Annotated in this window: 14 protein-coding genes; 10 read left to right on the top strand and 4 right to left on the bottom strand. The window is 69.6% G+C overall.

What is annotated here, in order from left to right; genetic code table 11:
* The first annotated feature begins 4 nt into the window (after nt 1-4).
* From CFB35_RS15975 to CFB35_RS15960, 4 genes are all read left to right on the top strand, one after another.
* A complete protein-coding gene (locus CFB35_RS15975) occupies nt 5-1,957 on the top strand; it encodes a lytic transglycosylase domain-containing protein (RefSeq protein WP_059583921.1) in 1,953 nt (650 codons plus the stop codon).
* Nucleotides 1,958-2,007: 50 nt separating this feature from the next.
* Nucleotides 2,008-2,967: a complex I NDUFA9 subunit family protein gene (locus CFB35_RS15970; RefSeq protein WP_059583919.1), complete on the top strand. Its 960-nt coding sequence runs from the start codon at nt 2,008-2,010 to the stop codon at nt 2,965-2,967.
* Nucleotides 2,968-3,032: 65 nt separating this feature from the next.
* Nucleotides 3,033-3,677, top strand: a complete 645-nt coding sequence (locus CFB35_RS15965) for a glutathione S-transferase family protein (protein ID WP_089465231.1) — start codon at nt 3,033-3,035, stop codon at nt 3,675-3,677.
* The gene (locus tag CFB35_RS15960) at nt 3,677-4,918 is read left to right on the top strand and encodes a multifunctional CCA addition/repair protein (RefSeq protein ID WP_089465230.1); all 1,242 of its coding nucleotides are present in this window, start codon (nt 3,677-3,679) and stop codon (nt 4,916-4,918) included. Before CFB35_RS15965 ends, CFB35_RS15960 begins: the two co-directional genes overlap by 1 nt.
* Before the next feature lie 42 nt (nt 4,919-4,960).
* On the opposite strand, the gene CFB35_RS15955 is transcribed toward CFB35_RS15960, so the two are convergent.
* Entirely contained in the window at nt 4,961-5,743 is a 783-nt protein-coding gene (locus tag CFB35_RS15955; protein WP_060966544.1) for a helix-turn-helix domain-containing protein, read from the bottom strand.
* A gap of 388 nt (nt 5,744-6,131) precedes the next feature.
* On the opposite strand from CFB35_RS15955, the gene CFB35_RS15950 reads away from it, so the two are divergent.
* Complete coding sequence (locus CFB35_RS15950; RefSeq protein WP_089465229.1) at nt 6,132-7,982, top strand: M24 family metallopeptidase; 1,851 nt, start codon at nt 6,132-6,134, stop codon at nt 7,980-7,982.
* 58 nt (nt 7,983-8,040) lie between these two features.
* Here the strand turns inward: CFB35_RS15950 and CFB35_RS15945 are convergent, their stop codons facing one another.
* From CFB35_RS15945 to flgA, 3 genes are all read right to left on the bottom strand, one after another.
* The gene (locus CFB35_RS15945) at nt 8,041-8,481 is read right to left on the bottom strand and encodes a flagella synthesis protein FlgN (protein ID WP_089465228.1); all 441 of its coding nucleotides are present in this window, start codon (nt 8,479-8,481) and stop codon (nt 8,041-8,043) included.
* Nucleotides 8,482-8,560: 79 nt separating this feature from the next.
* Nucleotides 8,561-8,887 (bottom strand): flagellar biosynthesis anti-sigma factor FlgM, encoded by a 327-nt coding sequence (gene flgM, locus CFB35_RS15940; protein WP_059642451.1) that lies wholly within the window; start codon nt 8,885-8,887, stop codon nt 8,561-8,563.
* A gap of 117 nt (nt 8,888-9,004) precedes the next feature.
* The gene (gene flgA / locus CFB35_RS15935) at nt 9,005-10,228 is read right to left on the bottom strand and encodes a flagellar basal body P-ring formation chaperone FlgA (RefSeq protein ID WP_089465227.1); all 1,224 of its coding nucleotides are present in this window, start codon (nt 10,226-10,228) and stop codon (nt 9,005-9,007) included.
* 204 nt (nt 10,229-10,432) lie between these two features.
* On the opposite strand from flgA, the gene flgB reads away from it, so the two are divergent.
* Genes flgB through flgF form a run of 5 tightly spaced genes read left to right on the top strand, consistent with a single transcriptional unit; the run spans nt 10,433 to nt 14,254 of the window.
* Nucleotides 10,433-10,921 (top strand): flagellar basal body rod protein FlgB, encoded by a 489-nt coding sequence (flgB, locus tag CFB35_RS15930; RefSeq protein WP_059583906.1) that lies wholly within the window; start codon nt 10,433-10,435, stop codon nt 10,919-10,921.
* Between the two features lie 46 nt (nt 10,922-10,967).
* On the top strand, nt 10,968-11,393 hold the full coding sequence (gene flgC / locus CFB35_RS15925; protein WP_006485701.1) for a flagellar basal body rod protein FlgC: 426 nt from the start codon (nt 10,968-10,970) through the stop codon (nt 11,391-11,393).
* Between the two features lie 60 nt (nt 11,394-11,453).
* Nucleotides 11,454-12,200 (top strand): flagellar hook assembly protein FlgD, encoded by a 747-nt coding sequence (flgD, locus tag CFB35_RS15920; protein ID WP_059583904.1) that lies wholly within the window; start codon nt 11,454-11,456, stop codon nt 12,198-12,200.
* A gap of 31 nt (nt 12,201-12,231) precedes the next feature.
* Nucleotides 12,232-13,476: a flagellar hook protein FlgE gene (gene flgE / locus CFB35_RS15915; RefSeq protein ID WP_059583903.1), complete on the top strand. Its 1,245-nt coding sequence runs from the start codon at nt 12,232-12,234 to the stop codon at nt 13,474-13,476.
* 19 nt (nt 13,477-13,495) lie between these two features.
* Nucleotides 13,496-14,254, top strand: coding sequence for a flagellar basal-body rod protein FlgF (gene flgF, locus CFB35_RS15910; RefSeq protein ID WP_059583901.1), 759 nt, complete (start codon nt 13,496-13,498; stop codon nt 14,252-14,254).
* Nucleotides 14,255-14,272: the final 18 nt, after the last annotated feature.

Genomic DNA, 14,272 nt, shown 5'->3' with positions numbered 1-14,272 from the left:
AACGATGTCGAACAGCCTTTTCCGAGTATATCGCGCGCTCGCGCTGACGCTTTCGGCCGCCGCGCTCGTCGCGGGCACGGCCGCATGCGCCGCACCGAACGACGACACGCTCGCCGGGGATGACCAGATCTTCGTGCAGCTTCGCGAAGCCGCACGCCGCAACGACGCCGCGAAGGCCGCGCAGCTCGCGTCGATGATCCCGAACTATCCGGTTCCGTCCTACGTCGAGTATTTCCAGATCAAGCCGCAGTTGTTCGATTCGACGGGCCGCGCGCGCGTCGATGCGCCGGACGCGCCCGTGCAGTCGTTCCTGCAGCGCTACGACGGGCAGGCGATCGCCGATCGCCTGCGCAACGACTACCTGCTCGTGCTCGGCGCGCGTCACGACTGGCGCAATTTCGACGACCAGTACAAGCGCTTCGTGCTCGACGACGACACGCAGGTCAAGTGCTATGCGCTCGAATCGCGCGCGGCGCGCAACGAGAACGTCGCCGACGCGGCGCGCGCGCTGCTCGTCGAGCCGAAGAACTACGGCGACGCGTGCGTCGACCTGATCACCGCGCTCGCCGTCAACCAGCAGTTCACGAGCGACGACGTGTGGCAGCAGGCGCGCCTCGCGTACGAGCAGAACTACACGACGCTCGGCGGCAAGATCGTCGACGCGCTCGGCCCGCGCCCGGCCGGCTTCGACCAGGCGACGAGCGCGCCGCCGCTGTATCTCGCGCGCGGCGTCGGCCCCGACGCCGCGTCGCATCAGCTCGCGCTGATCGCGCTCGGCCGCATGGCGCGCAACGATCCGGACGCGGCCGCCGGGATGCTGACGACGGTCGCGCCGTCGCTCACCAAGCAGGAACAGGCGATCGCGTGGGGCGCGATCGGCTACCAGGGCGCGATCAAGCGCTCGCCGATGGCCTCGGTCTGGTATGCGAAATCGGCGAACGCGCCGCTGTCGAACCCGGGCTACGAATGGCGCACGCGCGCCGCGCTGCTCGCCGGCAACTGGCCGATGGTGCGCTGGTCGATCGAGCAGATGCCGCCGTCGCTGCGCAACGATCCGGCGTGGATCTACTGGCATGCGCGCGCGCTCAAGCAGAGCGGCGACACGCTGCAGGCGAACCAGGAATTCGAGCAGGTGGCCGGCCAGTTCAACTTCTACGGGCAGTTGGCCGGCGAGGAGCTCGGCCAGCGCACGACGATTCCGCCGCGCACGAGGGTGAGCGACGCCGAGATCGACGCGATGAGCAAGATCCCGGGCTTCGCGCTCGCGCAGCGCTTCTATGCGCTGAACCTGCGCCTCGAAGGCAATCGCGAATGGAACTGGCCGCTGCGCGGGATGACCGATCGCCAGCTGCTCGCGGCCGCCGAATACGGCAAGCGCGTCGAGCTGCTCGACCGCACGGTCAACACGGCCGACCGCACGAAGGCCGAGCACGACTTCACGCTGCGCTATCCGTCCCCGTACCGCACGACCGTCGAGCGCTATGCGCAGTCGACGGGCCTCGACGTCGAGTGGGCGTACGGGCTGATCCGCCAGGAATCGCGCTTCATCATCAGCGCGCGTTCGTCGGTCGGCGCGGGCGGCCTGATGCAGCTGATGCCGGCGACGGCCCAGATGGTCGCGAAGAAGCTGGGCATGGGCACGATCTCGCGTGCGCAGATGCACGACATCGACACCAACATCCAGCTCGGCACCTGGTATCTCGCGGACATCTACAACAACTTCGACAGCTCGCCGGTGCTCGCCACCGCCGGCTACAACGCGGGCCCGGGCCGGCCGCGCCAGTGGCGCCAGGTGTTGACGCAGCCGGTCGAAGGCGCGATCTTCGCGGAGACGATTCCGTTCAACGAGACGCGCGACTACGTGAAGAACGTGCTGTCGAACACCGTCTACTACGCGGCGCTCTTCGAGGGCAAACCGCAGTCGTTGAAGAAGCGTCTAGGCATGATCTCGCCCTGATACATGAACTGCCGCGCGAGACGCGGCAGTGTTCTTTCGAGGCCCACATCATGGATCGCCAGACCGTCGCGCTGCTGGGCGGCACCGGCTTCATCGGCAGCCGGCTCGTCAATGCGCTGATCGACGCCGGCAAGCACGTGCGGATCGGCACGCGGCGGCGCGACCATGCGCGCCACCTGCAGATGCTGCCGGTCGACATCGTCGAGCTCGACGCGCTCGACACGCGCACGCTCGCGCGCTTCGTCGCCGGCGCGCACGCGGCGATCAACCTGGTCGGCGTGCTGCACGGCGGGCGCGGCACGCCGTACGGGCCGGGCTTCGAGCGCGCGCACGTCGCGCTGCCGGCCGCGCTCGCGACGGCCTGCACGGAGGCCGGCGTGCGGCGTCTGCTGCACATGAGCGCGCTCGGCGCCGATTCCCACGGCGCGAGCATGTACCAGCGCTCGAAGGGCGACGGCGAAGCCGCGCTGCATGCGATCGCGGCCACCGATTCGCTCGCGCTGACGATCTTCCGTCCGTCGGTCGTGTTCGGCCCGGGCGACGCCTTCCTCAATACGTTCGCGACCCTGCAGCGCACGGTGCCCGTGCTGCCGCTCGCGATGCCCGACGCGCGCTTCCAGCCGGTGTTCGTCGGCGACGTCGTGCGCGCGTTCGTCAACACGCTCGATCTCGCGGGCGCGCACGGCAAGACCTACGAGCTCGGCGGCCCGACCGTCTACACGCTCGAGCAACTGGTGCGCTACTGCGGCACGCTGGTCGGGCGGCAGGCACGCATCGTGCGGCTGCCCGACGCGCTTGCGCGGCTGCAGGCAAGCGTGTTCGAATGCCTGCCGGGCGAGCCGGTGCTCACGCGCGACAATCTCGCGACGATGTCGGTGCCGAACGTGCTGTCGGGGCCGCTCGCGCCGGAACTCGGTCTCTCGCCCGCGAGTCTCGAAAGCATCGCGCCCGCGTATCTCGGCGAAGCGACGAAACGCTCGCGGTTCGACTGGTTCCGCTCGCGTCGTTAGCCCGCGCGCCGGGCGACGTCGGCCGGCCCCTTTCTTTTCCTTTTCGCGTTTTCGGGAACCCCGTCATGAAGCTCGTCATTGGAGACAAGAACTACTCGTCGTGGTCGATGCGGCCGTGGCTGCTGCTCGTGCATTTCGGCATCCCGTTCGACGAGATCGTGGTCGAGCTGCGCCGCGACGACACGGCCGCGCGCATCCGCGAATACTCGCCGACCGGCAAGGTGCCGTGCCTCGTCGACGATCACGGCTCGGCGATCTGGGATTCGCTCGCGATCGCGGAGACGCTCGCCGAGCGCTATCCGCAATTCCCGATGTGGCCGGCCGACCCGCGCGCGCGCGCGCATGCGCGCTGCATATCCGCCGAGATGCATTCGGGCTTCGCGGCGCTGCGCACGCAGATGGGCATGAGCATCCGCGCGTCGATGCCGGGGCGCGGCGCGACGCCGGAAGCGCTCGCCGACGTCGCACGCATCGACGCGCTGTGGAGCGAATGCATCGAGGCGTCGGGCGGGCCGTTCCTGTTCGGCGAATTCGGCATTGCCGACGCGATGTACGCGCCCGTCGTGATGCGCTTCAACACGTACGCGCCGGCGCTGTCGCCGGAAGCCGCCGGCTATGCGGCGCGCGTGACGGCGCTGCCGGCGGTGCGGCAGTGGATCGACGGCGCGCGCCGCGAAACCAACGTGATCGCCGAATACGAGCCCCAGTGATGAACATCTACGCAGTAGGCGGAGCGATCCGCGACGAATTGCTCGGCGTGCCGGTGCAGGACCGCGACTACGTGGTGGTCGGCGCGACGCCCGAGCAGATGACCGCGCAGGGCTTCCGGCCGGTCGGCAAGGATTTCCCGGTGTTCCTGCATCCGCGGACGCAGGAGGAATACGCGCTGGCGCGCACCGAGCGCAAGACGGCGGCCGGCTATCACGGCTTCCAGTTCCATTACGCGCCGGACGTGACGCTCGACGAGGATCTCGCGCGGCGCGACCTGACGATCAACGCGATGGCGCGCGAGGTGAGCCCGGATGGCGCGCTGGTCGGCCCGGTGATCGACCCGTTCGACGGGCAGGCCGACCTGCGCGCGCGCGTGTTCCGGCACGTGAGCGACGCGTTCGTCGAGGATCCGGTGCGGATCCTGCGCATCGCGCGCTTTGCCGCGCGGTTCGCGGATTTCACGGTCGCGGACGAAACGCTCGCGCTGATGCGGCGCATGGTCGACGCGGGCGAGGTCGATGCGCTCGTGCCCGAGCGCGTTTGGCAGGAAATCGCGCGCGGGCTGATGGAGGCGAAGCCGTCGCGGATGTTCGCGGTGCTGCGCGACTGCGGCGCGCTCGCGCGCATCCTGCCCGAGGTCGACGCGCTGTGGGGCGTGCCGCAGCGCGCCGATTACCACCCGGAAGTCGACACCGGCGTGCACGTGATGATGGTGGTCGACTACGCGGCGAAGCAGGGCTATTCGCTGGCGGTGCGCTTCGCGGCGCTCACGCACGATCTCGGCAAGGGAACGACGCCCGCGGACGTGCTGCCGCGCCACGTCGGCCACGAAGGCCGCAGCGTCGAACTGCTCAAGCCGTTGTGCGAGCGGCTGCGCGTGCCGAACGAATGCCGCGATCTCGCGCTGGTGGTCGCGCGCGAGCACGGCAACCTGCATCGCGTGATGGAAATGGGCGCGGCCGCGCTGGTGCGGCTCTTCGAGCGCAGCGACGCGCTGCGCAAGCCGGCGCGCTTCGCCGAGCTGCTGCAGGCTTGCGAATCGGATGCGCGCGGCCGGCTCGGGCTCGAGGCGCAGCCGTACCCGCAGGCCGAGCGGCTGCGCGTCGCGCTCGCGGCGGCGCGCAGCGTCGACGCCGGCGCGATCGCGCGCGGCATCGGCAGCGACACGGAGAAGATCAAGGATGCCGTGCACCGCGCGCGGATCCAGGCTGTCGCGCAGGCGCTCGCGATCGGCGAGTAGGCGGCGCGGAACAGCGCGCAGGGCGTGCGCGCCCGTCGGCCGTTACGGTTTCTTCCTGCGTGCCGGGGTCGCGGCCGCCGGGCGTTTGCCGGCGGCGGCGGCGCGCGCCTTCGCCGTCCCCTTCCTTTCGGCTGCGCCGGCCCTCGACGGCCGTGCCGCGGCGGCGTCGCGGCCATTCCGTTCGGGCGCCGGCGCGCGGCCGCGCACGCGCGGCGCGCCAGCGGCCGGCTGCCCGATATCCGTCGTCGCGGGCACGCATTCCGCACCGCTGTCGTCGAACAGCGGCAGCGTGCTGACGGTGATCAGCTCGGCCGGCCCGTCGCCGACGTTGGCCACGCGATGGCGCTTGCGCGCGTCGAAGTGCAGCGAGTCGCCGGCCGTCAGCGGGTAATGCTTCTTGCCGACCGTGTAGCGGACGCGGCCGGCCAGCACGTACACGAATTCGTCGCCGGCGTGCGCGACCCATTCGGACCGGTAGCCTTCCATCATCTGCACCTTGAGCGCGTTGATCTGGCTGCCGTCGAACGTGGTGGACAGCCGCTCGTACCACTGCGACGCGGCGTCGAGCGCGTACGGCCTGCGGCTGCCCTCGTGCGAATCGGGCTGCGCCTGGCGCGGCTGGTCGATCAGCGCGCCGAGCGGCACGCCCAGCGCCTTCGCGACGTTGACGAGCGACGACAGCGAGATGCCCGTCAGATGACGCTCGACCTGCGACAGGAACCCCACCGACAGTTTCGCTTCGGACGCGACTTCCAGCAGCGTCTTCTTCGCTTCCCGGCGCAGGCGGCGAATGCGCTGGCCGATACGCATGAGGTCTGAATCCATGAATCTCTTTCGTGTGGCAACGAGTCGGGACGCGGGCGAAGGGGCTAAGCGGCCGCCGGGGCGGGGCGGCGGCTGGGCCGGCGCATTGTACCGCGCGGCGTCGCCGGCCGAATTGGCGTTGTGCCGGAATCCGCGGGCGGGGCGCCGATTTTAGTGCTACGAAAATTTTGGCTTGACCTCGATTTCAGCGTGCTCTAGATTCTGTCGCGCATCAAACAAAGTTAAGTGAGACAAAAATTTTACCGTGGGCCTGCCGCCTGAACGGCGGCGCGGCCGCGGCCGCGCGTCGTGCCGTGCGTGACCTGAACCGCGGCGACGTGTCGCGTCAGGCAGGCGCGACGCCGCGACATGCTTCCGGCCGCCGACAGCAACGAATAACGGGCATCCGATGATCGATCGACTGAAATACAGCTTCTCCGGCCTTCCCCCGTACGACGCGTCCGTCGCCGACACGCAGGCCGGCCTGTCGCGCCTGCTCGATGCCGCGCGGCTCGACGCGGTGGTGATCACGTCGCAGGACGAATACGTGACCGAATACCTGCCGCGCGGCAACAACCCGCGCTACGCGGTGTCCGGTTTCGACGGATCGGCCGGCTGCGGAATCTTTCTGAGCGCGGCGACCGCGCAGGCGCTCGATCTGCCGCCGTTCGTGCTGTTCGTCGACGGCCGCTATCACTTCCAGGCCGACGAGCAGTGCGATCCGGCGCGCGTGCGCGTCGAGAAGCTCGGCATCGACGTGACGATCTGGCAGGCGATGGCCGACTGGCTGCTCGCGCACGCGAGCCGGCTCGCGCGGGTCGGCTACGACGCGCGGCGGATCAGCGTCGCGCAGCGCGACCGGCTGTTCGAGCAGACGCAGGCTGCGTCGCTCGACTGGGCGAGCTTCGCCGATCGCGAGATCGATCGCGCGATCGCGCTGCCGGGCTGGAGCGTCGAGCGGCCGATCTTCGAGATTCCGGCCGCGATGACCGGCGCGAGCGTCGCGCAGAACCTCGATGCGCTGAACCGCCGGCTCGCCGCGCATACCGGCGCGGCGGACGGCAGGACGGCGTTCTTCACCTGCGCGTCGGACGATCTCGCGTATCTGCTGAACAGCCGCGGCTATCACATCCCGAATGCGTCGTCGCACCTCGGCTTCCTGTTCGCGATCGGCGGCCAGGTGGCGCTGTTCTTGCCGGAAGGCTGCGACCGCTGCGAGGTCGCGCTCGATTCGTATCCGGCGCTGCACGTGATCCGGCGCGACGTCGCGGCGCTCGAACGGTTTCTCGCCCGGTTCGCGGTCGAGCACGTGTGCTACGGCTTCGAATCGGTGAACTGCGCGCTCGTCGACGCGGTGAAGCGCGTGTGGCCGCACGCGCGGCATGCCGATTTCAACCCGGTCGAGGCGATGCGGGCAAGCAAGACGCCGGCGGTGCTCGAGCGCTTCCGCGACGCGTTCGCGCGCAGCTCCGCGGCGATCGCCGAGACGATGCGCTGGGCGAAGACCGGCGAGCCGGGCGTGCGCCACACCGAGTACGACCTCGCGCGCAGGATCAACGACGCGTACGGCGCCCGTTCGGCGGTCGCGCTGTCGTTCCCGTCGATCGCGGCGAACGGCGCGAACAGCGCGTTCGCGCATTACACGGCGGCGAGCGCCGACGTCGAGCTGACCGAGGGCGAGCTCGTGCTGCTCGACAGCGGCGCGTACTACGAAGCCGGCTTCGCGACGGACTGCACGCGCGTCGTGCTGCGCCGCACGCGGCCGGAGACGGTCGCGCAGCCGTGGCAGCGCGAGATCTACACGGTCGCGCTGAAGGCCTGCATCAAGGGGCTCGTCGCGCGCTTTCCGGCCACGGCGACGGGCGGCGACGTCGATGCGCTGGTGCGCCAGGTGTGCCGCGATCATGGCCACGATTTCGGCCACGGCACCGGGCACGGCGTCGGGATCCACGTGCACGAGGGCGGCGTGCGGTTCGCGCCGGGCGCGACGTACGGGCTGGTGCCGAATGCGGTGATTTCGGTCGAGCCGGGCATCTACCTGCCGGGCAAGGGCGGCGTGCGGATCGAGAACATCGTGATCGTGCGGCCGGACGACGCGCAGCCGGGCACGGTGACGTTCGAGAACATCGTGACGGTCGGCTACGACTGGGACCTGATCGATCTCGATCTGCTGGACGACGCCGAGCGCGCGTACCTGCGCGACTACGAGCGGCTGTGCGTGGAACGCGGCACGCAGGTCACCGCGTGTCCGCTGTTGTAACGAAGGGGAAAGCAGGGAGCGCGGCCGCGGGGCGGCCGCGCGGCGCGACGCCGGCCGGTCAGCGCGTGAGCGCCGACACGCGCCCGTCGGGGCCGTACACGCCGGCTGGCGCGGGCGCCGAGCGCAGCACCGCGAGCGCGCGCTCGTTGTAGTCCATCCGGATCCGGATCAGCATCCCGTTGTTCGCATTGGCCTGGCGCGCGCGTTCGGCGGCCTGCTGCAGCAGTTGCCAGCGGCTCGCGAGGCGCGTATCGCGCTCGGCCGCCTGGTCCATGCCTTTCTTGCCGGCCGGAAAGCCGAGTGCGGAAAGCTGCGTGTCGCGCATGCGTTCGAGCTGCGCGAGCCGGTCGATCAGCGCGCTTTTCTTCTCGACGATCCCGGGCAGCATCTCGAGCGGCTCGGCCGTCGTCAGCGCCTTTTCCTCGTAGACGAGCAGGGACGCGAACGCCTCGACCGTCGCGTGTTCGTCGTTGACCGTGGCCAGCAGCTCTTCTCTCATCGCGTCATGCTCGTCACGCCGGTGCGCGCAGTGCTGCGCGCGCCGGCAAACCGGGGTGACCCGGCCACGAGGCCGGGGATTAGCTGCCCGGACGCTGCTGCTGCAGCAGTTCGCGGGCGGTGTTCAATACGCCGTCGGCAATCTTGTTCGCGTCGATCGTCAGCGTGCCGTCGTTCAGCGCGTCCTTGATCGACTGGACCAGGCCCGCGTCGATATCGGCGTCGCCCGATGCGGACACCGAACGCAACTGGCCGGACAGACCCGACAGATTCACGGTCGCGTCGCCGCCGGTCGATCCTGCGTCGGCTGCCGGTGCGGACGGCTGGTCCGTGCCGGACGGCGCACGGGCCGCGCCGTTGCCGGTCGGCGCGAGGGGGCTCGGTTTCGGAGTGGAATCGATCTTCACGATGGGTTTCCTGTACGGTTTGACCCAGATAACGGCCGGGTCGGCCCGAACTTTAGCATCGCGAGCCCGACAGGCTCCGAATAAACAATTCTTTACATTTTTGCGGCCGATCCGTCCCTACAGCGGAATTTCCACGGTGCCGGCGTCCTTGACGATCGCCGTGACGATCTGGCCCGCCGCCATCCGCACCCGCACCGACTGGCCGGGCGCCGCATTCGCGAGCGCGCTGCCCTCGGCCGAAATCGTGAAGCCGGGGCCGGCCGCGACGACCCGCACCGTCTGGCCGGCCGACACCGACGCCGCGCTCTTCAGCATGTCCTGCCGCAGCGGCAGCCCGGCCGAGATGCGCGCGAGCGCGGTCGCGCCGATCGCCTGCGCCGGATCGGTGATCACCGCGAGCGGCAGCACCGTCAGGTCGCCGTCGCGCGCGACGAGATCGGCCGCGGAGAGCGGCTCGCCGGGCGCGATCTGGCGCGCGGCGACGTAATAGGTAGCCTGCACGGCGACCTTCGCCTGCAGGTAGACGGTCCACGGCCGCTCGCCCGCGCAGCGCACGCCGACCGTCGTGCGGCCCCACAGGCGCGCGCCGGTCGGCAGGAACGGTTCGAGCGTCGTGCACGCGGCGAGCCCGCGCGGAAAGGCGGTCGTGACCGTCGCGGTGGTCTTGCCGGGCAGGCCGGCGATCTGCTGCTGCAGGAACGCGAGGGCCGCGCGCCGGATCGTTTCGGGATCTTGCTGGCCGGGCGGCGTCGCGGGCGGAGACGTGGCGGCAGCCGGGGCCGGGTGGGCGGAGGCGGCCGCCGTGCGCGGCGCCGCCGCGACCGACGCGGCGCGGGCAGCCGCGAGGCGGGCCGATGCTGCCGGTGGCGGCGCCGGCCGCGCGGCATTCGATGCCGGCTCGGCCGTGCCGGCGACGACCGTCGCGATGGCGGCCGGGTCCGCCGCACGCGGCGACGTGCCGTACCCGGCGTTCGCGCGGGCTGCGTAGACGGGGACCGGCGCGGGAGCCGGCGCGGCGGCCGGCGGCGGCACGCTCGTCACGACCATCTGGCCGGCCGGTTGCGCCGCGTAGCCGGCGCCGGTCGCGGCGCTCGCTCCGCCGGCCGCGCGCTGCGCGCCCGAAGCGGAAGCGGCGCCCGCATTCGCGCCGAACTGCCCGCCGCTCGCCGCGTTGGCGTGCGCGAGCGCGGTTTCGGCCGTCTCGCCGCGTCCGGGAATCACGATCATCCCGTCGTCCGCGTGCACGGCGGGCGCGGCGATCCACAGCGCCGCGGCGAGCGCGAATGCACGCCGGACGTGCGTGAGCCGCCCGTTCCTGTCGCGAAGTGCGCCGCCCGTCATCGCCGTGTCCTCGATCCGTTGATCCGCTTCGCATTCTAGGGAGCGCGAGCGTCGCGCAAACGATGAATAGAGGGGGCCTTTGCCGCGTTATTCGCCCGATTGCCGGTTGCGTCCCGCGCCTACCATCGCTGTCATGGAAAAAAGCCGCTCGGGCCGCCATCCGGCGCGAGGGGCGTGCAGCGCTTCATACGGAGAGACGCACACATGCTGGACAAACTCGATGCGGAATTCGCGTTCGGCCGACAGGCGCTCGACGTGCGCGCCTACCGGCAGGAACTGCTGTCGTCGAACATCGCGAACGCCGACACGCCCGGCTACCAGGCCCGCGACGTCGATTTCGCGTCGACGCTCGCGCGCTCGCTCAAGCAGACGGGCGGCGGCCTCGCGCCGAGCAACGCCGCGCCACTGCCGATGGCGCAGCCGGCGGGCGTGACGAGCGGCATGTCGATGGTGTCGACGGCGCCGGGCCACATGGCCGGCACCGCGAAGCTGATTCCGACCGGCGGCCCGTCGGACGACTACGGCCGCGCGCAATACCGGATGCCGCTGCAGCCGTCGCTCGACGGCAACACGGTCGATCTCGACGTCGAGCGCGTGCAGTTCGCGAACAACGCGCTGCACTACGAAACCGGGATGACCGTGATGACCCAGCAGATCAAGGCGATGATCGCCGCGATCTCGACGAACTCGTAAGCGCCGCTTCCGAATCCGGACCCGGACCCAAGCACAAGGAGCCTCCATGCCTTCGTTGATGAACATCTTCGGCGTCGCCGGTTCGGCGCTGTCCGCGCAATCGCAGCGCCTGAACGTGACCGCGTCGAACCTCGCGAACGCCGACAGCGCGACCGGCCCCGACGGCAAGCCGTACAAGGCCAAGCAGGTCGTGTTCGCGACCGACCCGATGGGCGGCGCGCGCACCGCGTCCGGCCAGGGCGTGGGCGGCGTGCGCGTGACGAAGGTGATGGACGACCCGTCGCCGATGAAATCGACCTACGACCCGGCGAACCCGGCCGCCGACGCGAACGGCTACGTGCAGATGCCGAACGTCGATCCGGTGCAGGAGATGGTGAACATGATCTCGGCGTCGCGCTCGTACCAGGCCAACGTCGAGACGCTGAACACCGCGAAGACGCTGATGCTCAAGACGCTGACGATCGGCTCGTAAGCCGCGCGCCGCCGACCCGACCGACCCGACACCGACAGTTCCGACAGAAGGCCACCCAGGATGACTTCCTCCAACACGACGATCGGCAGCAACGGCACCAACGTGTCGACGCTGCCGACCGACACGATGAACACCAACAAAGTGTCGTCGACCAACGGCACGTCGGCGAGCGACCTGCAGGCGACGTTCCTGAAGCTGCTCGTCACGCAGTTGCAGAACCAGGATCCGACGAGCCCCGTCGACAGTTCGCAGATGACGTCGCAGCTCGCGCAGATCAACACGGTGAGCGGCATCGCGCAGTTGAACACGTCGCTCACGTCGCTGTCGTCGCAGCTCGCGGCCGGCCAGCAGACGCAGGCTGCGCTGCTGATCGGCACCAACGTGCTCGCGCCGGGCAACAGCGTCGGCGTGAAGAGCGGCGCGGCGTCGCCGTTCGGCGTGTCGCTCGCGAACGACGTGTCGAACCTGACGATCACCGTGAAGGACAAGACGGGCGCCGTCGTCAACACGATCGACGCGGGCAAGCAGTCGGCCGGCACCGTGCCGTTCAACTGGACGCCGACGGACGCGGCCGGCAACGCGCTGCCCGACGGCACCTACACCGTGAGCGCGCAGTACACGGGCAGCGACGGCAAGACGTATGCGCCGACCGTGCTCGCGGCCGCGACGGTGCAGAGCGTGATCAAGCAGGCGGACGGCACCGCCGGGCTCGTGCTGTCGAACGGCACGACGGTGGGGCTCACCCAGGTTGCGTCGATCTTCCCGAACACGAAGTCGTCCTCGTCCGGCGACACCACCACCAACTGATTGATCGAGCTTTTTCCTAACGGAGACCGAAATGGGTTATCAACAGGGTCTGAGCGGCCTCGCCGGCGCATCGAACGCGCTCGACGTGATCGGCAACAACATCGCGAACGCGAACACGGTCGGCTTCAAGTCGAGCACCGCGCAATTCGCCGACATGTACGCGAACTCGGTCGCGACGTCGGTCAACACGCAGATCGGCATCGGCACGTCGCTGAACGCGGTGCAGCAGAACTTCGGGCAGGGCACGATCAACACGACGAACTCGTCGCTCGACGTCGCGATCAACGGCAACGGCTTCTTCCAGATGTCGAACAACGGCGTGACGACGTACTCGCGCGACGGCACGTTCCAGCGCGACAAGAACGGCTTCATCATCGACTCGCAGGGCCGTAACCTGATGGGCTACGCGGCCAACGGCGGCGGCGTGATCAACACCGCGCAGACCGTGCCGCTGCAGGCGCCGACCAGCAACATCGCGCCGACCGCGACGACCAAGATCACCGGCCAGTTCAACCTGAACTCGCAGGACAAGGTGCCGGCCAAGACGCCGTTCGACCCGAACGACAACACGACGTACAACTATTCGACGTCGATCCAGGTGTACGACTCGCTCGGCGGCTCGCAAGCGGTGAACATGTACTTCGTGAAGTCGGCGGCCGGCACGTGGGAAGCGTATGCGAACGTGCAGGGCGCCGCGACCCCGACCGACCTCGGCACGATCACCTTCGATTCGTCGGGCGCGATCAAGAGCACGACGCTGCCGGGCTCGACCACGCCGACCACGTCGCTCGGCCAGTTCGACTTCACGGTGCCGACCACCGACGGCTCCACGACGCCGCAACAACTGACGCTCAACCTGACCGGCACGACGCAGTACGGCGGCAAGAACGGCGTGAACAACCTCGCGCAGGACGGCTACGCGAGCGGCACGCTGACGACCTACACGATCGGCGCCGACGGCAAGCTGACCGGCAACTACTCGAACGGCCAGACCGCCGTGCTGGGCCAGATCGCGATCGCGAACTTCAACAACCCGAACGGGCTGGTGAACCTCGGCGGCAACCAGTACGCCGAATCGTCGGCGTCGGGCGTGCCGCAGGTGTCGGCGCCGGGCAGCACGAACCACGGCACGCTGCAGGGCAGCGCGCTCGAGAACTCGAACGTCGATCTGACGGCGCAGCTCGTCAACCTGATCACCGCGCAGCGCAACTACCAGGCGAACGCGCAGACGATCAAGACGCAGCAGACCGTCGACCAGACGCTCATCAACCTGTAAGCGCGGATAACCGGCAGCCATGGACCGACTGATCTATACGGCGATGACGGGCGCGTCGCAGTCGCTCGACCAGCAGGCGGTGGTCGCGAACAACCTCGCGAACGCGTCGACGACGGGCTTTCGCGCGCAGCTCGCGACGTATCGCGCGGTGCCGATGAATTTCGGCGACGGCAGCAACATCGACCCGACGACGACGCGCACCTACGTGCTGGCGTCCACGCCCGGCGCCGATTACGCGCCGGGTCCGATCACGCGCACCGGCAACCCGCTCGACGTGGCCGTGCAGGGCGCCGGCTGGCTGTCGGTGCAGACGGCCGACGGCAGCGAGGCGTACACGCGCGCCGGCAACCTGCACGTCGACGAGAACGGCCAGCTCGTGAACGCGAGCAACCTGCCGGTGATCGGCAACGGCGGCCCGATCTCGGTGCCGCCGAACGCGGAAGTGACGATCGGCAAGGACGGCACGGTGTCCGCGCTGATGCCGGGCGACCCGCCCACCGCCGTCGCGATCGTCGACCAGATGAAGCTCGTCAATCCCGACCCGGCCACGCTCACGCGCGGCAACGACGGGCTGTTCCGCACCGCCGACGGCAATCCGGCCGACGTCGACCCGAACGTGGTCGTCACGCCGAATTCGCTCGAAGGCAGCAACGTGAACCCGGTGACCGCGATGGTCGCGATGATCGACAACGCGCGCGCGTTCCAGCTTCAGTCGAAGCTGATCCAGACGGCCGACCAGAACGAGCAGACGGCGAACCAGCTGCTCAATTTCAGCTGAGCGGCACGGCCCTCGCTA

It is taken from the genome of Burkholderia sp. AU16482, from assembly GCF_002223285.1.
Taxonomy (GTDB): Bacteria; Pseudomonadota; Gammaproteobacteria; order Burkholderiales; family Burkholderiaceae; genus Burkholderia; species Burkholderia semiarida.
The sequence above is the reverse complement of the archived record's forward strand: the minus strand, read 5'-3'. Positions and strand labels throughout refer to the sequence as shown.